General features: G+C 40.7%; 19 protein-coding genes. 2 read left to right on the forward strand and 17 right to left on the reverse strand.

What is annotated here, in order from left to right; genetic code table 11:
• Positions 1 to 79: 79 nt before the first annotated feature.
• The 15 genes from AACX33_RS05410 to AACX33_RS05480 form a co-directional block, all read right to left on the reverse strand.
• Positions 80 to 1,378: an RNA-guided endonuclease InsQ/TnpB family protein gene (locus AACX33_RS05410; RefSeq protein WP_194000877.1), complete on the reverse strand. Its 1,299-nt coding sequence runs from the start codon at positions 1,376 to 1,378 to the stop codon at positions 80 to 82.
• 215 nt (positions 1,379 to 1,593) lie between these two features.
• Complete coding sequence (locus AACX33_RS05415; protein ID WP_194000875.1) at positions 1,594 to 2,271, reverse strand: response regulator transcription factor; 678 nt, start codon at positions 2,269 to 2,271, stop codon at positions 1,594 to 1,596.
• 178 nt (positions 2,272 to 2,449) lie between these two features.
• Positions 2,450 to 3,157, reverse strand: a complete 708-nt coding sequence (locus AACX33_RS05420; RefSeq protein WP_227788866.1) for a hypothetical protein — start codon at positions 3,155 to 3,157, stop codon at positions 2,450 to 2,452.
• A 346-nt stretch (positions 3,158 to 3,503) separates the two neighbouring features.
• Positions 3,504 to 4,904, reverse strand: coding sequence for an HlyD family efflux transporter periplasmic adaptor subunit (locus AACX33_RS05425; RefSeq protein ID WP_194000873.1), 1,401 nt, complete (start codon positions 4,902 to 4,904; stop codon positions 3,504 to 3,506).
• Between the two features lie 25 nt (positions 4,905 to 4,929).
• Complete coding sequence (locus tag AACX33_RS05430) at positions 4,930 to 7,080, reverse strand: peptidase domain-containing ABC transporter (RefSeq protein ID WP_194000871.1); 2,151 nt, start codon at positions 7,078 to 7,080, stop codon at positions 4,930 to 4,932.
• Between the two features lie 613 nt (positions 7,081 to 7,693).
• Positions 7,694 to 7,984, reverse strand: coding sequence for a CTB family bacteriocin (locus tag AACX33_RS05435; protein ID WP_194000869.1), 291 nt, complete (start codon positions 7,982 to 7,984; stop codon positions 7,694 to 7,696).
• A gap of 233 nt (positions 7,985 to 8,217) precedes the next feature.
• Positions 8,218 to 8,481: a CTB family bacteriocin gene (locus AACX33_RS05440; protein WP_194000867.1), complete on the reverse strand. Its 264-nt coding sequence runs from the start codon at positions 8,479 to 8,481 to the stop codon at positions 8,218 to 8,220.
• Between the two features lie 81 nt (positions 8,482 to 8,562).
• On the reverse strand, positions 8,563 to 8,808 hold the full coding sequence (locus AACX33_RS05445; RefSeq protein ID WP_194000865.1) for a CTB family bacteriocin: 246 nt from the start codon (positions 8,806 to 8,808) through the stop codon (positions 8,563 to 8,565).
• A 102-nt stretch (positions 8,809 to 8,910) separates the two neighbouring features.
• Complete coding sequence (locus AACX33_RS05450; protein ID WP_194000863.1) at positions 8,911 to 9,162, reverse strand: CTB family bacteriocin; 252 nt, start codon at positions 9,160 to 9,162, stop codon at positions 8,911 to 8,913.
• A gap of 276 nt (positions 9,163 to 9,438) precedes the next feature.
• A complete protein-coding gene (locus AACX33_RS05455; RefSeq protein WP_194000861.1) occupies positions 9,439 to 9,843 on the reverse strand; it encodes an ExbD/TolR family protein in 405 nt (134 codons plus the stop codon).
• Positions 9,827 to 10,480 (reverse strand): MotA/TolQ/ExbB proton channel family protein, encoded by a 654-nt coding sequence (locus AACX33_RS05460; protein WP_194000859.1) that lies wholly within the window; start codon positions 10,478 to 10,480, stop codon positions 9,827 to 9,829. The genes AACX33_RS05455 and AACX33_RS05460 overlap by 17 nt, the downstream gene beginning before the upstream one ends.
• A gap of 221 nt (positions 10,481 to 10,701) precedes the next feature.
• Entirely contained in the window at positions 10,702 to 11,883 is a 1,182-nt protein-coding gene (locus AACX33_RS05465) for a catalase (RefSeq protein ID WP_194000857.1), read from the reverse strand.
• An 84-nt stretch (positions 11,884 to 11,967) separates the two neighbouring features.
• Complete coding sequence (locus AACX33_RS05470; protein ID WP_194000855.1) at positions 11,968 to 13,596, reverse strand: peroxidase family protein; 1,629 nt, start codon at positions 13,594 to 13,596, stop codon at positions 11,968 to 11,970.
• Between the two features lie 73 nt (positions 13,597 to 13,669).
• Positions 13,670 to 14,692 carry a DUF2235 domain-containing protein gene (locus AACX33_RS05475; protein ID WP_194000853.1) on the reverse strand — a complete coding sequence of 341 codons (1,023 nt, stop codon included), beginning with the start codon at positions 14,690 to 14,692 and terminating at the stop codon, positions 13,670 to 13,672.
• Between the two features lie 238 nt (positions 14,693 to 14,930).
• On the reverse strand, positions 14,931 to 15,755 hold the full coding sequence (locus AACX33_RS05480; RefSeq protein WP_194000851.1) for a M15 family metallopeptidase: 825 nt from the start codon (positions 15,753 to 15,755) through the stop codon (positions 14,931 to 14,933).
• A 101-nt stretch (positions 15,756 to 15,856) separates the two neighbouring features.
• Between AACX33_RS05480 and AACX33_RS05485 the strand changes: the two genes are divergently transcribed.
• Complete coding sequence (locus tag AACX33_RS05485; RefSeq protein ID WP_194000849.1) at positions 15,857 to 16,774, forward strand: AEC family transporter; 918 nt, start codon at positions 15,857 to 15,859, stop codon at positions 16,772 to 16,774.
• A gap of 98 nt (positions 16,775 to 16,872) precedes the next feature.
• Here the strand turns inward: AACX33_RS05485 and AACX33_RS05490 are convergent, their stop codons facing one another.
• Positions 16,873 to 17,727: a hypothetical protein gene (locus AACX33_RS05490; RefSeq protein WP_227788867.1), complete on the reverse strand. Its 855-nt coding sequence runs from the start codon at positions 17,725 to 17,727 to the stop codon at positions 16,873 to 16,875.
• Between the two features lie 406 nt (positions 17,728 to 18,133).
• Between AACX33_RS05490 and chrA the strand changes: the two genes are divergently transcribed.
• Complete coding sequence (gene chrA / locus AACX33_RS05495) at positions 18,134 to 19,384, forward strand: chromate efflux transporter (RefSeq protein ID WP_194000847.1); 1,251 nt, start codon at positions 18,134 to 18,136, stop codon at positions 19,382 to 19,384.
• Positions 19,385 to 19,713: 329 nt separating this feature from the next.
• On the opposite strand, the gene AACX33_RS05500 is transcribed toward chrA, so the two are convergent.
• The gene (locus AACX33_RS05500) at positions 19,714 to 20,268 is read right to left on the reverse strand and encodes a phosphoribosyltransferase (RefSeq protein ID WP_194000845.1); all 555 of its coding nucleotides are present in this window, start codon (positions 20,266 to 20,268) and stop codon (positions 19,714 to 19,716) included.
• Positions 20,269 to 20,328: the final 60 nt, after the last annotated feature.

The following is a 20,328-nucleotide window of genomic DNA, read 5'->3' on the forward strand; positions in this document are numbered from 1 at the left end:
GTCAGTAATCAGGTGAGACTGTTACTTCAGGTGAGTTAGACAATTACTGTATTAACCGATTCAAAAAAGCTAACAAATGCTAACAAATGCCAGCTTTTTCTTCCTGCTTCATCCTATTCGTGTCGGCACTATCTAGTCCACAGGCTAACACGGTCAATCTGACCGCTTCTTGTTTGAGGTTGATGGCAGCATTTACATCTCTGTCACACTCAAAGCCGCAGTGATCACATTGAAACACTCTTTGAGATAATGACAGAGATGTTTTTTTCTGTCCACAGTGGGAGCAAGTCTTACTACTGGGATAAAATCTATCCACAATTACTAACTTACTTCCATAGAGTTGGGTTTTATATTCTAACTGCCTCCTCAATTCATAAAAACCCATATCAGCTATAGCTTTTGATAACTTTCCATTGGCTAACATCCCGGATACATTTAAATCTTCTATTCCTATAACCGCGTGGTTTTTGCTGATATAAGTCGTTATTTTATGTAATGTATCTTTTCTGATATTGGCTATCTTCTGGTGTAATCTCGCTATGTTTACACAGGCTTTTCTATAGTTATTTGAACCTTTTTGTTTATGTCGGTGCAAATATTGTATTCTGGCTAATTTAGACTCATACTTTTTATAGCTTCTGACTCCATCAAATATTTCTCCTGTTGATAATGTGGCTAGATGATTTATTCCTAAGTCCACGCCTACAAACTCTTGCTGTTTAGGTGTCTCATGGTTAGTGAGCGACCTGTCCTGAGCGCAGTCGAAGGAAGTCGAACTACTGGTTTCTACTTCTATTTTCCATGAGATAAACCATTTATCAGCTTGTTTACTTATGGTGACTGATTTCGGTTTATATCCTGTGGGGAGCGTCTCATAGGTTTTTATCCAACCGATTATGGGAACTTTTACTTTTCTCTGGTGAATGTGAATGGCACCATCTAAGGTAAATGAGTCTTGTTTCCCTTTTTTCTTAAATTTAGGAAATCCTTTGGTTTTCTTAAAGAAGCCTTTAAAGGCTTCTGAGAGATATCTTAATGCGTATTGAGGAGCGCATTTCGATACTTGATAATACCAAGGATGGGTAGATTTAATGGATGCTACTAACCATTTATGTAAATCTATGGCTGTGGGAAATTTAATTTTTTGAGAGAGTGCTACAGGTGGGTTTCCCTGTGTAGGCGACTGCGTTAGGGCAGCGTTAGCGACGTTAGGAGCATCACCCTTCGGGTGTTCTGAGTTATGTTTGTTATGTAGTAATACTTGCTGACAAAGTGCTAAACCACAATTCCAAGCGTGTCTGGCTACTCCTGCGTGTTGCGCCAGTAGTATTCGTTGTTGCTTGTTTACTTTGAGTTGGGTCTTAAATCCTAGTAGCATGAAGTTATTTTACTGCTAATTCTGTCACCTAGTTGGTAGATGACAGGAATTTTGGCTCAAATGTGAGTGTTTATTCGCGTTTGTCAGCTTTAGAGAGCAAAACTCTAACTAGCTACTAACCTCACCAGATTACTAAGTCAATTAATAGAGCTAGTTGATTCTCAAAACATACCTGTTCAAGAGAATATATCCTATTGAGTCAACGAGCTTCACGGCTAATCAATCAAACCTTCTTCTCTGGCGCGCATTTGGGTTTGAATGCGGATATTTCTCCCTTTTTCCGGATAAACATTGAGAGCGTCTTGCAACTTACTCCAGTAATGACGCACCATGCGTTCAGATATACACATCCGTTCGGCAATCGTCTTATCTTGCAATCCTTCTTCAAATGCCAGAGTTAGCACTCGCAGCCACACTGGTTTTACCTCCAATCCAGAGTGTATTCCTTTGATATCTTTGGTATGAGTTAATCCCTGTAATGCCCAATCTGCCCTGGTTAACATTTCTTGGGTGGTCAGGCTTTTATCGGCGATTGTAAAACCTCCCTTATGACTGTCAATGTCAGGCCGAACCCTTACCAAGGTTCTCACATGGGCGCTTTGAACAACTAAATTTAGGTTTTGATAGTCTTTCATCAGAGTTCTGAGCAGCTGCACACCTGTTTCAGGTCGCGCCGTCGTTCCGGCGTGTTCTGGGATAGAAAGATCCATCACCACTAAATCGGGTTGCGATTTTGTAATTTGATTCAGAGCATTTTCAGCGTTGATGGCAGTGATAAATTCGGCATCAGGATAATGATTTTTCAGTACTGCAACTGTGCCACCTAAAACTAGTTCGTGGTCATCGATTACCAAAATTTTGATTAATGCCTTTTCTGTCAACGTTTGTTTCATAATTAATACCCTGTCAATTTGGACTGAAATATTTATTTCGCAGCTATAATTAATAAATTAAAATAAATAGTCAACAAAAATATGATAATTAATATATATTAATTACCTGGGGTTGCAGATATCATCAGAATTGCCTATAGATTTTGTGCCAATATTAATAAGTCCTTTTCTGGTTAACTTACCAAGAAAAGTACCAAATAGCATTGAGGTTTTGACTACTGTAAAAGCAATTTCCCCCAGTTAAAACCCGAAAACTTTGACCAAGATAATCTAATTCAGGTAGATGGGAATAAAACACAAGTGTTGAGACATCTGGATAACTAATTGTTACTATTAATTGAGCTAACTTTTCCTGTTGTTTTAAACTAATATATATAGATGCTGGGGTAACAATTTCTGGTATGGTGATGATTAGCAGTTCCTCTAAAGCCCGTAAAACGATCATGCTGCGTTCCGCTGGTTCATCTCGCCAAGATGCTGGCATATCGATATAAAAATATCGGCAAGGATGGGATATTAGCCACGGTCTTAATAAATATTCAATCGCTAAAGGTAGACTATCTTGTAGTGATGTGGGAAATAGGCGATCGCTTAATTTGACTAAAGAATGATGAAAATCATCAACTTTTTTTAAACATTCCTGAGTTTGTTTGGGTGACAAATTTGGGTGTTCTATGGTCAACAAATCTAAACTACGACGGATAATAAATGATTCCTGTAATAAGTCGTCACGAATTTTTTCAGCTTCCAAAAAAAGCTGAATAGACTGCCTGGAAGACCACCACTGTAATGCTTGCTGAATTTTATAATAAGACTTCAGAAAGTAGAAGAAAGTCATTAAGTAGGCAGCTAGGAGTATGATTTGCGTACATAATGTTATGCTCATGTGAGACTCGTAGACTCTTGATTTTACTAGCAGAAGAGAAAAATGCTAGGAAACCTATGCTATAAAGAAGCCATACAAACTTGATAAAAACTACCAGATTTTTTATAAAATACACCAGAGTAATTTATGCAGTTTGTATGGTGAATAACTCAATAGCACAACTATTTTAAGTCAACGAAAAGCCTAGAGAATAAGCTTTTTTAATTTTGACTATTCACTAATAGTTCCCTAATGGTAGAAGCCCCTTTATCTGTGGAATCAAGCGACAATACTCGCTGCGCTGCATACGCTTCGCTAACCCAAATCTAAAATCCCCAATTGTTTGACTTCTGTTTTGGGAATCAGCTTATAAATCAGTCATTAATCTAGCCCTTCTCAGGACAAATTGCAAAGCTGTCTCCTGTTTAGAAATAATGTCAGCTTTCGTATTCATCCCTGATTGGATTCGACATTGGCGATCGCCATTCCCAAATGTCATCGTTTCAGGTTGTACAGTAGCTTCAAAGAAACTAGCAGCAGCAGTAGCAGCAGCACCCGTGCTATTACCGGGAATTGTCATCACATCTGGAGATATGTTACTAACCACAGCTTTGAGAGTGCCATAATCAGGATATGGACAAGCATCAACCCGTAAGATTACCTCTTGACCCACCTCAACTTTTTGAATATCTCCAGTGGGAATCATCGCTTTAATCTCTAGAGGGGCATTTTGAGGAACTATTTCTGCCACAGGTTCGCTAGCACGCACAACTTGTCCGGGGTTGCGTAAATTGAGCTTGAAAATAATCCCGTCACTGGTAGCACGAATAATAGTACCTTGCAGTTTGTTCTGCACTTGTTGAAGTTCTTTTTGCAATTGGTTGAGTTGATTCTGCATATCAACCCGCCGTTGAGTTAAAGCTTGTTTTTCTTTTTTTAAAGTAGCGATAGTGGCTTCACCCCTAGCAGCTTCTTGATCAATCCGGTTTTCAGCAATTTCGACAGTCGCCTGAGAAGGATCGATCGCCGATTGGGCTATGCGGACTTTAGTTTCCGCAATCTGCACACCTTCTTTGGCGGCTACCAGCGTCGATTTTGTTTGATCAACAAACAGCGCTTTTTGCTCATACTGACTGAAACTAACCACGCCACTTTTCGCTAATCCCTCGTAGCGAGCGCTTTCCTTTTCGGCTTGTGCTACCACAGCATGAGCTGTTAGTAATTCTGCTTGTGTTCTTCGCAATTCAGCTTGTGCTGCTTGTAATTGATTTTGAGTCGCAACTTGTCGTTCTTGATAATCTCTTTGATTACGTGCTAAATCAGATTCCGCAGCAAAAACCGTCTGTTTTATGACTCTTTCCTCAGCCATAATCTGAGTATCTAAAGAGTCAATTTGGGCATTGATTTGAATTAGTTGTAAATAGTTTTGTTGGAGATTTCCTTGTAATTGACTCTTGATAATTTGCAATTCCTCAGAATCAAGGCGAGCAATCACATCTCCTTCTTTAACAATCTGATTTTCTTGAACTAAGATATTTTCCACAATTCCTTCTGTTTGTGGCTGTACTAGTCTAACTTCTCCGGCAGGACGAACAGTAGCCGCCGTTTTCACTGTGACGTTATACTGCACCAATGAAGCCAGCGCCACACCAGAAACAACCGTTCCCATCAGACTTACTGCCGCTAAAGACATCCATATGCTAACAGGAGGCAGAAAATCCTCAGTTCTAACTGCGGGAAGAATTTTTTCGCTATGAGTATAGAGCATATTATTCTAGACCAATTACTACTAATTAAGAGATGAAAAAATCTAAATGTTGTCCTGGTTTTTCGCTCAAATCTGCTAAATTTCCTTGCTCCTTTAACTTGCCATTTTCCAACAAAACGACCCAATCAGCCCGATTAATTACTTTAGGGCGATGAGTAATTAAAATTGTAGTTTTTCCCTGACGATGCTTAAATAATTGATCTAAAACTTGCGCTTCACTTACCGGGTCAAGTCCACCTGTCGATTCGTCTAAAATCAGAATTGGTGGATCTGTAATTATCGCTCTTGCTATTGCCAATCTTTGGCGCTGTCCCCCAGAAATATTTGCCCCAAACTCACCTAAAATCGTTTGATATTTATCAGGGAGTTTAATAATAAATTCATCAGCCTCAGCAATTTTGCAAGCTCTGACAATCTGCTCAAAGGAAGCATGGGGCGCTCCTAAGCGAAAGTTTTCCACTATAGAACGACTCCAAAAATGGGCATCTTGAGGAACAAGTATTACCTGTTGTCGGAGACAATCTAGAGCCAGGTCTTGGAGATTATATAATCCTATCTGAATATTACCAGAACTTATGGGGTATAACCCGGCGATGAGTTTTGCTAAAGTGCTTTTACCACAACCAGATTTGCCAATTATAGCAGTAACCTTACCACCAGGAATAGTCACAGAAAAGTCTTCTAACAGGTCAAGTCTGCCAGCATAGTGAAAGTTAACATTGCTGCAAACAATATCCATGTCACCGGGAATTTTCTCAAAAGGTTTTTTCCCATCATTTTCATTTTCTGGGGTAGCGTCAATAACTTCTGTAAGACGTTGAGTGGCAGTTCTCACAAGAGTGAATTGTTGCACAAAACCAATCACAGTAGCAATTAATCCCAGAAAATTAGCATTCATGGCGTTAAATGCGAATAGCTGCCCGATGCTGAGATTTTCCGCTGGATTAATCACCAAATAGCCGCCAAACCACAGTAAAAGTACACTACCTATACTAGAAACAAAACCAGAAAAAGTATTATTAATAATTCCAATCTGCATGGTGCGGAATGCTAAATTACTCAGTAATCCAAATTCACCTTGCAATTCATCTTTAAATTGTGGCCCTGATGTGGTGGTTTTTAGAGTCAGCGCGCCTTTAAACGTTTCTACTAAAAGCCCCTGTGCTTCTGCATATTTAACTAAAAAGTCCCGGTTTTTTTGCTGTAAAGTCGGTAGAAAAACAATTGTAGATAGAGTCATGACCACAGCAATAATTGCTGCTAATGCCGTCAGTTTCCAGCTATAGAAAACCATCAAGCAAAGAGAAATAACCGCCACAAAAAAGCGACTAGGTAAGCTGACAACTACTTGAGATATTAACTGATTAATCTGGTCAATATCCCTGAGCCTACTGACAATTTCTCCACTCCGCCGAGCTTCGTAGTAAGACAGAGGTAGTTGCAAAATTTGTCGCCCAAAATCTAGAACTAAGCCTAATTTCAGCCGTTGGGCAAAGTGGGCGATTAAGTTGGACTGCACATAAGAAAGGCTACTAGAAATAAAATTCATCACTACTACAGCCATGACCACAGTAGTGAGTAAACTCATATCACCTCTAACCAGCACATCATCAGTGAGGATTTGCAGCAAGAAAGGAGAAGCCAAAGACAGCACCCCCAACATCAAGTTAAGAGGTAAAGCTTGGGCGAGAATAGTCCGATAAATCCAAACGCGCTTGAAAAAACGCAAAAACCCACCAACTTCATCATCTTTTTGGGCAAAAAAGCGGATGGGATCTGGTTCTAGTAATAGCATTAACCAGTCTGTCCAACCCTGGACTAAATCTTGGGTAGACAGATAACGCATTCCCACAGCCGGGTCAGCAATGAGATATTTTTTGCCTTTTTTGCCGTATAAAACAACCCAGTGTTGTCCCTTCCAGTGAATAATTGCTGGTAAAGGAGCTTCATTCAACCGCTCAAGTAACTCTGATGAAGTTTTCACAGGACGAGCATTGAAACCAAGTGTTTCTGCACCTCGCCTCAGTCCCAACAAAGTTGTGCCAAATTGTCCAGTACCTACAACTTCGCGGATATGGCTGAGGGTAAAATTGCGCCCGTGATATTTAGAAACTGCGGCCAGACAAGCCGCGCCACAGTCTTCTTCACTATGCTGTCGAACAAATTGGTATTTCATAACAATCTCCGTGGGATATGTAGAAACCCATCGCCTTTAGGTATGGGAGGTAACATGAGTCAAGCATTTTTAATTGCCTTCATTGTCCATGTTCCGTAAGATTTGAATTTGCAATCTGTTGATATTGCATTTTGTGTGAATCGATTTTCTGTGCGGAGACTGTGCAAATTAAGAGTTTTTTTACTTGGTTATTTTTGAGTAAGCGATTCTTTCCCACCTTCCACATGACAAAACCCGGATTTTTAAGGCTTTACGACTGAGTAATCAGCAAATTAACCCAGAAACAGCGAGCTGTTTCTTTTCTGCTAATTCTATGAATAATTCAGGATTTTGTAGTTGTGTGTGGTTGGGCAATATTTTAAACTACCATGATTTTTGATATGACAAATGGTCAGCTATTCATGGGCAGTCTATAAAAGACAAGATAATTATTGCTAATTATGCGACCCAATAATAAATAGCTGACCATTTCTAAAGCTTGACATTTAAAAGTCAGGGCAGGATTTTTAAGCTATAACTTTTATTCACAATGTATTTATGAAACACTGATGTAGATATTTCAGTTAATATCAGTTAAAAGCTGTAAAAATCTCTAGAATCCAATTTTATCTGCCTATGGATTTACAGGTCCTGGGGTTGGGCCTGGATTGGGATTGGGATTGGGATTGGGAATTGGTGGTGGTGGTGTTACACCATTAAAGTAATTTAAAGTCAAACCAGTTGTGAACACTGTCAGAGAAGAATTACTACCGCCTGCTGTACTACCTCCAAACCCAGATTGAGCGCCAGTAGTAGAGTTAGTTTGTTGGGCAAAAAATGTAGTCAAAGACGCATTAAGATCCAAACCACCAGTTACGGTTTCTTGATCTTCAACAGATATTTCTGTAAATAATTGGTCAAACATCGTGTTTATTTCTTCGTATTAGGAATCTTTACTAGAAAAATACTCTGTCCAAAGGTTTTTAGCTATTAGGTTTATCTAAACCTATAGGAAAACTCAGGAAAGACAGAGCTATATTTGATAGATTCACACCAAAAGAAATCCATTAGACATGGTTTTATCTCTTGGTGCAAACAAGAATTACCAGAGTTGGCAGATGTTTTGATCTATCAACTCTGGTGCTATTCATCAGCTATTTAAGCACCGAAGAATGCAGAAAAGAAAGATGCCAGGTTAAAATCTGCGGGTAGATCCAGTCCGTTAGCAGTTGTACCTGTTGTATCAACTTCTATTAAAGCATTTTCGCTAAGTGTTTGACTACCAGCTGGAGTAGAGGTAGAGCCAGTTCCTGTAGCTGTTTGTAGTCCTAAGAAAGTAGTTCCACTAAAATTGAAGCTGAATCCACCTGCTACGGTTTCTTGTTGCTTTGCGGATACTTCGGTAAACAATGAGTTTGACATGATTTTTATCTCTTGGTGTTAACAAAATTTACTTAAGTTAGTAGTCGTTTTGACTACTCAACTCAAGGGAGGCTATTAGTACTAAAATAAAGTACTAAATAAATCTTCAGTTAGATCGAATCCAGCAAACACGATACCAGATGTCTCAACTGTTGTGTTGTCAGTTTCGCTGATTGTTTCGCTACCACCGTCAGGAAGAGACGTAGTGGTTGTGGTGGTTATGCCGATACTTCCAAAAAAATTGGTTGCACCAAAATTAATCGTAATTCCACCGGCAGTTACTTCTTGTTGCTCAGAGGATACTTCGATAAATAATGGGTTTGACATGATCTTCATTTGTTGCGATGAGTATTATTACTAATGGAAAATTTTACCTGAGTGGGTAGTCGTTTTAGCCACTCAACTCAGGGGGGGGTTAATTAATTAACCTTATGGTGTTACACCGCCGGACAAGAAGTTAGCAGGTAGATTGAATCCGTTGAAGGTTAATCCAGTGGTGTTAATTTGCACGTTTCCAGTGGTGCTGGTTGTGGTGCTACCACCATCAGGGGTAGAGGTTGTGGTTGTGGAAGTATTTTCTTGGCTGCCAGTAAAGAAAGTGTTACCAAAGTTAAAGGTAAATCCACCAACTACTGCTTCTTGTTGCTCAGAGGATACTTCGGTAAATAATGGGTTCAACATGGTTGTTATCTCTTGGTATAAGGAATATTTGCTTCGATTGGTAGTTATTTTGACTACACAACTTTTGCTTCGATATTATAATAACCGCCTCCTATCTATAAGTCAACTGATATTTTTAACATCCTGAATTACCTGAAACTACATAAACAGATTACACTTTTCGGTAATCAAGCCCAAAAATCGCCAAGAATTGTTGGCTCAAAAATATGAAGAGACATAGGAATGCTACGTCTCTTCATCTAGCGGAAATAGGAAATATACTGGGCTAAGTGGTGCTTAAGGTTTTTGTGTAGAAATGGCTAATTTCGCCCCTTTTACCTGACGCACTCGATCCATAATTGCTACTACCTGACCATGACCTACTTTTTCATCAGCATTAATAATTACCAACGCTTCTGAGTTAGAACCAATGATAGTCCGCAGTTGGTCTGCTAATGAATCAACTTTACTAGGTTGACGATTGACGCTAATTATTCCTTGTTCGTCTACCGTTACGGTAATTTTCATGGGAATTTGCTGCTGTGTGGCTGTGGTCGCCGTAGGTAAATTAACGGGCAAACCTTCAGACCTAGTTAAAAACAGCGTTGACATGATAAAAAAGGTTAAAATCGCAAAGATCACATCAATCATCGGTAAGATGTTGATCTGTGCTGGTAAATCTGCTTCATCTGGTAGGCGCATAACTTTTCTCTCCTCGTTCGTAGCGTCGGCGGTAAAGTAACTCTAATTGTCCCCCGTACTCTTGGATGAGTGCTATTTGACGGACATATAAACCGCGAAAAGAGTTGGCAAATAAGAGTGTAAATATCGCAACTACCAATCCTGTCGCTGTAGAAACCAAAGCTTCACTGATACCAGCAGTTACACCTGCGGTTTTCGTACCTCCCACATCACCGATATCTAGGGAAGCAAAGGAAGCAATTAATCCCAATACAGTACCCAGTAGACCTAATAGTGGGGCTAAACCGATAATTGTCTCAAAGATGTTTTGAAAGCGTTTGAGTAAAGGTATCTCTGCTTGAGCTTCACTTTCTAGTGCTAAACGAAATTCTTCGGGGTTCGGTTCTTCCAATTCCAGAGGGGAAAGAAAAATGCGCGCTAAAGGCAAATCTGCATTTTTCCGGAGTTTATCCATTGCGCCCACTACGTTATCTAGTCGATAAAGTTTCAATACCTCTCTAATCACAATGCTTTGACGGTTATTGATTCTCACCCAAAACCGAATACGTTCAATAATCAGGGCTACGGCTAACACTGAAAACCCGAATAGCGGCCACATGACCACACCGCCAGCCGAAAACAGATTATTAATTCCCATTTAATGCCTCGTCACAAATATGTAATACACAGCCAGATGAGTAGAATCTTCAGGTAAATTGATACTTTTTGTCAATAGAGTCTAAAAGATATAAGAAAGAAATATAAAATATACGTAGGGTGTGTGATGACGTAGCTCTATAGCAGCTTAAATTTTTGATGGTGCGTTGCGCTGCACGACAACACACCCTACAGGTCAATAGATCAGCATTCCTGTGAAAATTAGACTGTTGGTTCTTGGTATTTGACTCCTCTTTTTTTATGTCGGTACTCAGCAACGATAGGATACACTATGCTACGTAACCGATTAATCGCGCCGACAGGACGATGTACTGCTAGACCATTCCAAACAGAAAAGCGGAGATTTTCTCCAAAGTCATCTTCTTGAGGAGAGTGAATGTTTTGATGCTTAACTGTCAGACGACCAACTGTAATGAAGGGTGATTCCTCTTCATTCCACGCTATGGTAGTATCATCGATGGACATCGTTGGGCTAGTTTGAAATTGGATTTGAAAGTCCCAATGGTATTCAGCATCAGGTTTTGCTAAAGCTTGAGTTAGATCCTCTCGGTAGTAGTTGTCCTCTGAACCTAATGCTTTGGCACTCTTCAGTTCGCTTTCTGGTCTTTCCTGGAAAGGAAGCTGTTGATGAGGTGCTTGATTGGAAACCGGAGTAAATGCATATTTAATTACAGCCGGATATTCCACAGGAACTAGACTCGTTTTGGTGGGGTCAAAATCAGATTTGAGTCCCAGGGAATAGGCTGAAGCACTCCAATAGCGTTCTGTGAGCAAACTCTTGGGAGTCCGTTTGAAACCATTTTTTAGAAGTGAGAATTCATGGGGATTGAACAGTAGCCATAAAAGCGTGGACAGCTTCAGAAATGGAGATAGCCCAGATCGATAAACCGCTAAAAAAAAGCTGTAAAACTTTTTAATGGTTTTAACAAAAAAGAATTCGACATTGTGGACAATAATATCCTGGGTTTTTAACTCGTGACTTTGCGGTAGTCGTTCTCCTTCTACCCCAATCACTTTTACAGCCATCGAGCGTGTGTCTGGTTCATAATCATTTTTTACGGAAAAGGCACCATTAGCAAATCGTAACCACACCGGATATTGTTTCTGTTTGGCAAATAAACCTTGTTTTAGGGAAATGGCTGAAAGTTGAGCTGCTGTTAATGAGGTGCGTTTGCTCAATTCTTGTTTAATTGCTGCTTCATCAAAGTCAAAGATTTCCAGAGTTCCTTGAACAGCAGCGTGGGTTTTAGCATGAGTATCTCTTTTGGCGGGTTCTTTTTTCTCATCCCCGTAAAGATTTTCCATTCGCTTTGTAGCTAGGTCACTCATGAGATTGGAATATTTGAGTTCGTCTTTTTCTGGATATTCGGTAAATAGTTTCATTTTGGGATAGGATTAATTGAGTTTATTTTTATGGTGCGTTACGCTTCGCTATAACGCACGCTACAGAATGGCTATTACAATTTCTTAAAGGTCAAAAGTAACTTTGTACTTCTTGTCTGATGCCGGAACATTCCGATTAACTAAATCTGAGACTGTTTTGGTATTCTGAATAATTTCCCAACCCACAGGAGAAAAAGTCTCTTTATTGAAGATATTGGGTGATAGTAAAGGATTAGTTAGCGCCTGAGAAAAGGCATCAATTCCAATTAAGCGTGCTACTAGAGGCGGAATCGTGGAATTTTCTCGCCCATCCTCGGCATAAAGCCCGACAAAGAACTCAATTTTATCAACATGACCATATAATTCTTTGAGTTTCTTTTGAGCAAATTCATCGCTGGTAACTTGTTCAAATTTAGTCACTCTGGGAAAACCACACATTTGGCGATAATCGTTGTAGCTTGCTAATTGCAGCTGTCTTCCTAGTCGGATTGAGGGTAATTCAGTTAATTCAACCAATATATCAGGGGTGTTAAATAAACCAATTTTTGTCCCTGGTTGAGAACAAGTTTCTTCCATCAATGGCCCTAAACCCTGGTCAATAAACATCTTATTGTTCCACAGGGATGCTGCAATATGGGTTGGTTTACCGTTATAGTTGAAAGTTTCTGGAATGGCACTATGCCAGCGATAAACGAAGTCGAACTCAATGGCCATATAATTGGTACGATACCAACTTTCCTTTGTAAAAGCTTCAGGATCGGCAAACAATTTAAAGTGATATGGAGTGATGTGGTTAATGTACTCTTCCATGATGATTTTAAGAATCATCGCCATGAGAATATTTCTCGATGTTTGAAAGAGCCGTTCATCATCCCAATCTGGATAATTGCTTGCTAGTTGATCACAAAGACGATTATGTTCCCGAAGACAGAGAGTGTTGAGCATGACATAGCCAATTTGGACATTGGCTCGTTCTACTCCCATCGCAAACATATATTGTTTTTTTTCTACGGGCTGTCTTTTTTCGTCGTTTAGGGGTTGATAAAGACCTTCAAATTCAGGGTTAACTTGATCTTGTGCTGCATCAGCATAATAAAACAAGGGATATTCTTCTTCTACACCGTCTTGGCGTTTGAGTTTCTGAGTTTTTAATTTACCTCCTTGAAAACTTCTTAAAAGATGTGTTTGTTTCCTGGTTAAACCATAAACGTTACACAAATCAATTTCATGATTGGAAGTATTTTTTAGTTTATTGTGGTGATCAATCCGAAGGAAGCTATCTGTAAACCACTGTACCCAATAGGGAAACAACATGGTTGATTTGCTAGAATAAATGGTTTTACCGTCTTTTTTCCGGAATAAAATAGCCAGGTCTTCAACTTTGGGAAGGTTCCCCTCGGCGTTTAACTTGGGATCGGGTGGTAGATGTCGTCCTGTATAAGTGCGATCATTGAGTGATTCCCAGGAGGTATAAGTATCAGTTTTTTTAGGAATTTTAGTATCAGGAATATACTCATCTAGAGTCATCATACTGTAGGGATTAGGACGAGTCGGAATTTTATAGATGAGACTATTAAGTAGAGTTTTGTTAACTTTACGTTTTAGAGATTCGTTGCTTTGGAGAAGTTGCCAAAATCCTTTAAAATTGGTTAAAAGTAATGTCTGAAGTTTGTTACCTAACCCGTCTTTGGATGTATCTCTTTTTCCAGCCATAATTATTTTTACCTGCTTTTTTTCAATTATCTCTGCAATGCATCCGAAATTTCTCGGCTGCGATTAACCAAATTTATTCTAAATCTTGCAGTTTAGAAATAATCTTTTGGAGATTTTTGGGTCGATAATCTTTGCGATTTTTCAAACGCTTGATCGTGCTGTCATGAACGTCTTCAATGACATCGCTGACTTCACGAAACTTGATTCCTGCAAGTTTAAAAAATCCAGGATCATTTTTAAAGTCACATTCATAATTGGGGTTAATACCTGTGGGAATTACACTTATATCGAAGTCAAGCCCCAATTTCATTTCACTGATGGAGTCAATCATCCACTGTAAGGCAGCATCTGATAACCCAATATATTCTTCGGTTCCACCACCAACGCAACCGTGGCTACCTGGGAACCACTTTTGAATCACCCTCTGGCTTTGGTCGTCGGCTTCAGGATGCTTTTGCATGGGGGTGATATCAAAAATTTTGCGGATTTCGTCGATCGCCATAGCGTGCAATGCATTCTGAATACATCTGTTTAAGGTAGTGTCATGGAATCTGTACCGCTTATTCAGATGTCCGGGCAATATACTGAAGAAGGGTAGCGTAGGAATACCCAGGGAGCCAACGGTGTCAAAACAACCGAGCAAGGTGATCGGGACGCGATCGCCGTAAATTTTACGGTATGCCGTTGCTTCGAGATCACTGGGTTTAATACTCCGGTTACGGTAAAGCTCGTAAGCTTCATGTGCTTTGGTGATATTGCTGCGGTTGAGAAGACCAGAACAATAGATCATCCCTGCGAGGCTTCTAACTGTGTAGGCACCACGGCTGAAACCGAACAGATAGATTTCGTCACCGGGGGTATAATTGATACTCAGAAAACGGTAGCCATCTTCTATATTTTTATCAATTCCGGCTCCGGTAACTCCCCCTAAAATTTTTTTACTCTCGGTGCCAATGCCCGCGTCATAAAATACGATCTGTGTAATTCCATCATTGGCGATCGGTTTCACAGATTGAGCTAACTTAACTACATTGCTTGGGCAAGGACTGGCTAAATTTTGCCAAGTTCCATCACAGCAAACCACAAGACGTTTCATATTTTGTTACCAACAATAAAGCGGGAAACAAGACAATATCTGCCAAACTGTTGACATACTCCCCCGAATTCTATCTGGGGAATTTACGCGTCACGAGTCCTAAATTGGCGGTTTGTCAGCAATATTATACTATATTCCATAAATTTAAGGCATCCACGAGATTTTACAATACTTCTCTCATGGATGCTTTTGAATACAAGTTTATCGCTATGATCTGACCGACCACTAGATGCGATGGTCATTTAGATCCTGGTTCTGTGGAGTTTAAATTTTTGGCTTTGTAGAATAATTCTAGGCTATGGCGATCGCCTACAAAACGCCAGTGCCAAGGTTCATAACTCACACCTTGAGAATTATTTTCCGGAAAGGAAATTTCAAAGCCAAAACGCGCCGCATTTCCTTGTAACCAGTTAAAAGCCTTGGTATTTTCAAAGTTGGTTTGCAGATTAGTGGCTGGGACTGCGCCATCACCTATATCCACAGCGTAGCCTGTATGATGTTCACTGTGTCCAGGAGGCGCACTGACGGCTGCTCTTTCGGCTGGGGTTTGATTGCGTCTAGCACCAACTCCAAAAAATAACTGTTCTTGCTCTTTTACTGAGCGAAAACCAGAAATTGCCACTAAAATTACACCCTCACGCCGCGCTGCTTGCGTCATGGACTGATACCTTTCGGCGGCAACTTTTCTGAGTCTAATGCGCCCATCTGCGGTAATTGGTAATAGTTCTGACTCTGGCGCTTCTGGGTATCTCAAATGACCCAACAGGGCATCAAGATTATTATCCTGACTATTGACAGAATTACTAGATTGTGAGTCTGTGGGAGTTGTGACATTAGATGCAAGTTGAGGGTCAATGGTGTTTCTGGGTGCGATGACAAAGAACCAAAAACTAGCAATTAAACCCAGCAGGATTAACCCAGATATTCCTGCGATCAGCAAAATTAGAGTTGGGGAAAGTCGCTGAGGTGCTGCGTCAGGGCTATCGCGTAAAGCCACTGGAATATCTTCACTAGAGTCACCTGATAAGTGATGCGGTTGTCCAGAAAACCGGGCTTTATTCAAGAGACATCTCCTGCTTTTGTGCAATGTTGATCAAAAATTGTAGACTGGACAGAAATAAAGATTTTCTGTAGTATTCACATCTATTATTCTTCGGCACAATCTTGGCTAACCTCCTAGAACTATACGTCAAACTGGTGGGATTAGTCCTAGTAGGCTTTATTCTGGGACGCAAACTACCTAACACAGTTCCTACTCGTGTGGCTCAATGGTTATTTTGGGTAGGAGTACCTATAAGTATCGTAGCTTTTTTACGTCGAGCCGATTTGTCGGGACAGATTTGGATTGCCCCGGCGATCGCCTATTTAGCCATTTTACTAGGGGCATTTTTGGCTTGGTGGGGAATGAAAGGGCAAGCCTATTTCCGCAAAACCATTTATCAAAAATCAACTCAAGGTAGCATACTCCTGGCGGCAATGGTGGGCAACACAGGTTATCTGGGGTTTCCCATCACCCTCGCATTAGTCGGGCAAGAATACTTTGCCTGGGCTTTATTCTACGATATGTTGGGATCACTCTTTGGTGCTTATGGCTTCGGAATAGTTTTGGCATCTCATTTCGGCGGAAGTGCGGGGAATCATTGGCAAATAATCAAGTCCATTGTGATTAATCCGGCTCTGTGGAGTTTCGGCTTTGGCTTGCTATTTCGAGCGGTGACGCTCCCCTCTTTCCTTGAATCTAGCCTAGAAAAATTAGGTTGGGGCGTTATTGCTTTAACTTTAATATTAATTGGAATGCGACTTTCTCAGCTCAATTCTTGGCACAGGCTACCGGAGGCAGGAATCAGCTTAATAATTAAAATGTTGATTGTTCCCCTAGTTCTAGGTAGCACATTACCATTTTTTGGCGTAACTGGTGAACCAGCACAGGTAATTGTCCTACAAATGGCTATGCCTCCAGCATTTGCCACATTAGTCATTTCTGAAACCTTTAATCTTGACCGCGACCTGGCAGTTACTTCTTTAGCCGTGGGGTCTATGGTCTTACTGGTTACTCTCCCAGTTTGGCTATGGCTGTTTTGATTGAGATGAAGCGCCTTGGGCTGGGACTGTTCCCCACAATCAAACCCGCGCCAGTCCTCACCCTATTTATTGCGATTGTGGGGAATAAGTGGCTAATTTTATTGGGAAACTGCCGATGGATAAACGCCTGTAGCAACTATCACAGGTTTGTTGCTGTACTCAACTTCTAGCTGTTTCTGGACATTTAAATCCCAAGTGAGGTCGTAATCTCGCTCTAGGTCAGCAACGACAAACGGACGCAGCACACCTGTAACAACGACACTTTCTCGATCACCGATACTCGGTTGTGGATTGCTACGCAGCACTAGCAACTCTTCTCCACCCACTAATTGGTCTTCATCCAAGGTAAATGAAACTTCATTTTTCGTGTCTGCTACTTCACCTGCCACCGCCAGAGTTTTTCCGTAGTATTGGCTGGGGTTGGAAATGATATCTCCTGGTTTTGGTGCTAGTGCCATTGACTGGGCAATAATCACAGGCTGGTTTTCGTATTCACTGTACAAGTCTGACTCCAAGTTCAACTTGTAATCTCTATTGATGTCTGCCAGTACAAATTTGCTAACCTGTCCTGTAGCTTGAACTTCTATATTCTGCTGATCAGGCAGAGTAAAAGGTTGACCCGTAGCATTAACCACTAGGATAGTTTCGCTACCGAATAATTTTTGATCCGTGACTGTAAAGCTGGTGGGACTAACTAAGCTGATTGGTTGACTTCTAATGGTTACGGTTTGACCAATCAGTTGATCTGTCCTGTCTGCAACTTCTTCAGTGACGACATTTTCTGGCGATTCCGGAGCAATTGCTTCTCGGAACCCACTATTACAAGCAGAAAGCAGCAAAGTCCCCAGTGCTAAAACAGTAATACCTTTGGACTTCCACAGCTTTTGCATCAAGCTACGATCGCGAAAGCTGACACAACTGCTCAAGTGATTTGTGTTGAGTCTATTCACCATGAAAAAGCTCCTCATACTTGTTGTTCGTTCTCTTGAATAAGAGACACAATTTCTGCTCATCACTGGTTGATTTATTTACACCGATGAATGATGTAGTAGATAAACCAGGAGCAAAAATTACATACGACTTTTGCCGACCTTGCTATTTTACAAACTCAAATTTGTCTTTTCTTCCATCCTTTGAATCATTTATTTTTTCCAACTTATGAAAGATAAAAAATTACTTAAAATAATATATGGGATGATCATCAAACGTCGCTCAATTTTAGATTTTAGATTTTAGATTTTAGATTGACCTCATACCTGAAGGTAATTACTCAAAATCTGGAATTTTTGATTTGAGATTTTAAATGTGATTTTGAATTATTCACTTTTTATTCTGCATATCTCCACAAAGAGGTTGAGAATGAATCAGCAAAGTAATCATGACTCTCTGGAAACACAGCCTAGTTTATCTGCCAGATTGCTAGAACTGGCTCAACTTTTTTTCAAGCTAGGCTTAATTGGCTTTGGTGGCCCGCAAGCTCACATTGCCATGATTAATGATGAAGCTGTTGTGCAGCGAGGCTGGTTTACCCAAGAACAATTTTTGGAAGGAGTCGCGGTTTGCGAGATGTTACCTGGGCCTGCTTCTACGCAGATGGGAATTTATACTGGGTATGTCCGGGCGGGACAGTTGGGAGCTTTAGTGGCTGGGATTTGTTTTATTTTGCCTGCTTTCTTAATTGTGCTAACTCTGTCTTGGGCATATTTTCGTTTTCAGGGTATACCGCAGATTGAAGATTTGTTTCTGGGGATTACACCTGTTGTCATTGCGATTATTTTTGGGTTTTGCTGGAAGTTAGCAAAACGGGGAATTACGGATAGCAAAGGTGTGGCGATCGCTATATCTGTCCTATTTGTCACGTTGCTATTTCAAGTCAATATTCTCTTGCAATTCATCCTAGCGGGTATTGTCGGGTTAATCTTATATCGACCACCATCCACTCCATCAAATCTCAACAGTGCTTGGCTAGTTCCGCTTTTACCTATGATGCAGGTGCTGCCCAAAACACTGGCGACTGTATCTACTGACACATTAGCATTGTCTAGCTTTTGGGGACTAGAACGGATTCAGGAGTATTATTTAACGTTAACATTGTTCTTTTTGAAAGTCGGTAGTTTCATCTTTGGGGGTGGGCTAGTGATTATCCCCTTGCTGGAGTCAGAAGTAGTCAATCAATTTCATTGGTTAACTCGGAGCGAATTTCTGGACGGTGTGGCTATTGGTGAATTTACTCCGGGGCCTGTGGTGATTACGGCGGCTTTTGTCGGCTATAAGGTGGCTGGTGCAATGGGTGCTTTAATTTCGGCGATCGCCATTTTTACCCCATCCTTCCTCTTGATCATGGGAGCTGCACCGCTTTTAGTTCGCATTCGCCAAAACCCCTGGATTCGCAGCTTTTTGAAAGGCGTTACTCCTGCGGTTCTAGGTGCGATCGCAGCTGCGGCAATTCCCCTAGCACAGACTGCTATCATCCAAGATACTCTAGGGCGCTCTATCTTAGCAGCCATGATCAGCATTTTAGCTTTAGTGGCGCTGATCCGCTTCCAGCGTCCCACATGGCAGTTAGTCCCTGCTGGTGCAATTATTGGCTTGATTGCTGGCGCTTTTTAGTGGTTTGAGTGGAGTGAACGAACCGCAGAGGCACAGAGTACACAGAGTTATGAGAATTTGAGAGATTTTTTGTTTAATACCAATTTAATATAAAGATGCATAAATAGAATTTAACCAGAAATTCAGTTCCCCTCCTCGCTTGCGGGGAGGGGTTAGGGGTGGGGTCGAAATAATATGCAGCTTCACAAGTAATTGGTATAAGTTCTGTGATTCATCAGCAAGGTTGACTTACCTGATTTATTAGAGATTTCCAGAAAATAAATTGCCCCATTTCATCAGACCATCTTTGTTCTTTATCCCCCCTGCTCCCTGCTCCCATTCGGCTACGCTCACGGCAAGCCTGCTCCCCTGCCTACCTCAGCAATGGGATATTTTTTTAATTGGAAGTCCCTTAGTTCTGCGGGATTCATATTTTCATAATGTTCAAAGGGTTGATGAATCCAGGGATTATCTGGCAGATAATCGACATAATAATCAGGTTTGATCTTAGAACAGGCTTTATACCACAGTACAGCCGTGCGAATTTCTGCCACAGCGAAATTACTACTTTCCTTGAGCCAAGGTATAGTTTGCTCAAGTGTGATTCCAGAATCTACCAAGTCATCAACGAGGAGAATGTGGGAACCTAACTTTTCTGTTGTCATTGTTAAGTGGCGAGAAAAGATTAAATTGCCTCTTTCTTGCTTACCGGGTCCACTGTAAGAAGATGTTGCTAAAATTGCCAACGGCTGCTGATATATACGGGAAATAATATCTCCCACTCGCAGTCCTCCTCTAGCGAGACAAACAATCTGGTTGAACTCCCAGCCTGATTGATATACCTGAGCCGCTAAGTGTTCGATTTTTTGGTGATAATCTGACCAAGAAACGTAAAGGTCTGGCATAAATCAAGTGCTTTTTAGGTGATACTTAAACAACTACAAACTTTTGATTTTAGTACGAGC

The organism is Nodularia sp. LEGE 04288, assembly GCF_963896525.1.
Classification (GTDB): Bacteria; Cyanobacteriota; Cyanobacteriia; order Cyanobacteriales; family Nostocaceae; genus Nodularia.

Excerpts from the sequence above, each read along its gene's own strand:
- AACX33_RS05455 (WP_194000861.1), bottom strand. The coding sequence starts at position 9,843 with ATGCGCCTACCAGATGAAGCAGATTTACCAGCACAGATCAACATCTTA.
- AACX33_RS05420 (WP_227788866.1), bottom strand. The coding sequence starts at position 3,157 with ATGAGCATAACATTATGTACGCAAATCATACTCCTAGCTGCCTACTTA.
- AACX33_RS05410 (WP_194000877.1), bottom strand. The coding sequence starts at position 1,378 with ATGCTACTAGGATTTAAGACCCAACTCAAAGTAAACAAGCAACAACGA.
- AACX33_RS05450 (WP_194000863.1), bottom strand. The coding sequence starts at position 9,162 with ATGTTGAACCCATTATTTACCGAAGTATCCTCTGAGCAACAAGAAGCA.
- AACX33_RS05415 (WP_194000875.1), bottom strand. The coding sequence starts at position 2,271 with ATGAAACAAACGTTGACAGAAAAGGCATTAATCAAAATTTTGGTAATC.
- AACX33_RS05500 (WP_194000845.1), bottom strand. The coding sequence starts at position 20,268 with ATGCCAGACCTTTACGTTTCTTGGTCAGATTATCACCAAAAAATCGAA.
- chrA (WP_194000847.1), top strand. The coding sequence starts at position 18,134 with ATGAATCAGCAAAGTAATCATGACTCTCTGGAAACACAGCCTAGTTTA.
- AACX33_RS05435 (WP_194000869.1), bottom strand. The coding sequence starts at position 7,984 with ATGTTTGACCAATTATTTACAGAAATATCTGTTGAAGATCAAGAAACC.
- AACX33_RS05465 (WP_194000857.1), bottom strand. The coding sequence starts at position 11,883 with ATGAAACTATTTACCGAATATCCAGAAAAAGACGAACTCAAATATTCC.
- AACX33_RS05475 (WP_194000853.1), bottom strand. The coding sequence starts at position 14,692 with ATGAAACGTCTTGTGGTTTGCTGTGATGGAACTTGGCAAAATTTAGCC.
- AACX33_RS05470 (WP_194000855.1), bottom strand. The coding sequence starts at position 13,596 with ATGGCTGGAAAAAGAGATACATCCAAAGACGGGTTAGGTAACAAACTT.
- AACX33_RS05440 (WP_194000867.1), bottom strand. The coding sequence starts at position 8,481 with ATGTCAAACTCATTGTTTACCGAAGTATCCGCAAAGCAACAAGAAACC.
- AACX33_RS05460 (WP_194000859.1), bottom strand. The coding sequence starts at position 10,480 with ATGGGAATTAATAATCTGTTTTCGGCTGGCGGTGTGGTCATGTGGCCG.
- AACX33_RS05430 (WP_194000871.1), bottom strand. The coding sequence starts at position 7,080 with ATGAAATACCAATTTGTTCGACAGCATAGTGAAGAAGACTGTGGCGCG.
- AACX33_RS05490 (WP_227788867.1), bottom strand. The coding sequence starts at position 17,727 with ATGGTGAATAGACTCAACACAAATCACTTGAGCAGTTGTGTCAGCTTT.
- AACX33_RS05425 (WP_194000873.1), bottom strand. The coding sequence starts at position 4,904 with ATGCTCTATACTCATAGCGAAAAAATTCTTCCCGCAGTTAGAACTGAG.
- AACX33_RS05445 (WP_194000865.1), bottom strand. The coding sequence starts at position 8,808 with ATGTCAAACCCATTATTTATCGAAGTATCCTCTGAGCAACAAGAAGTA.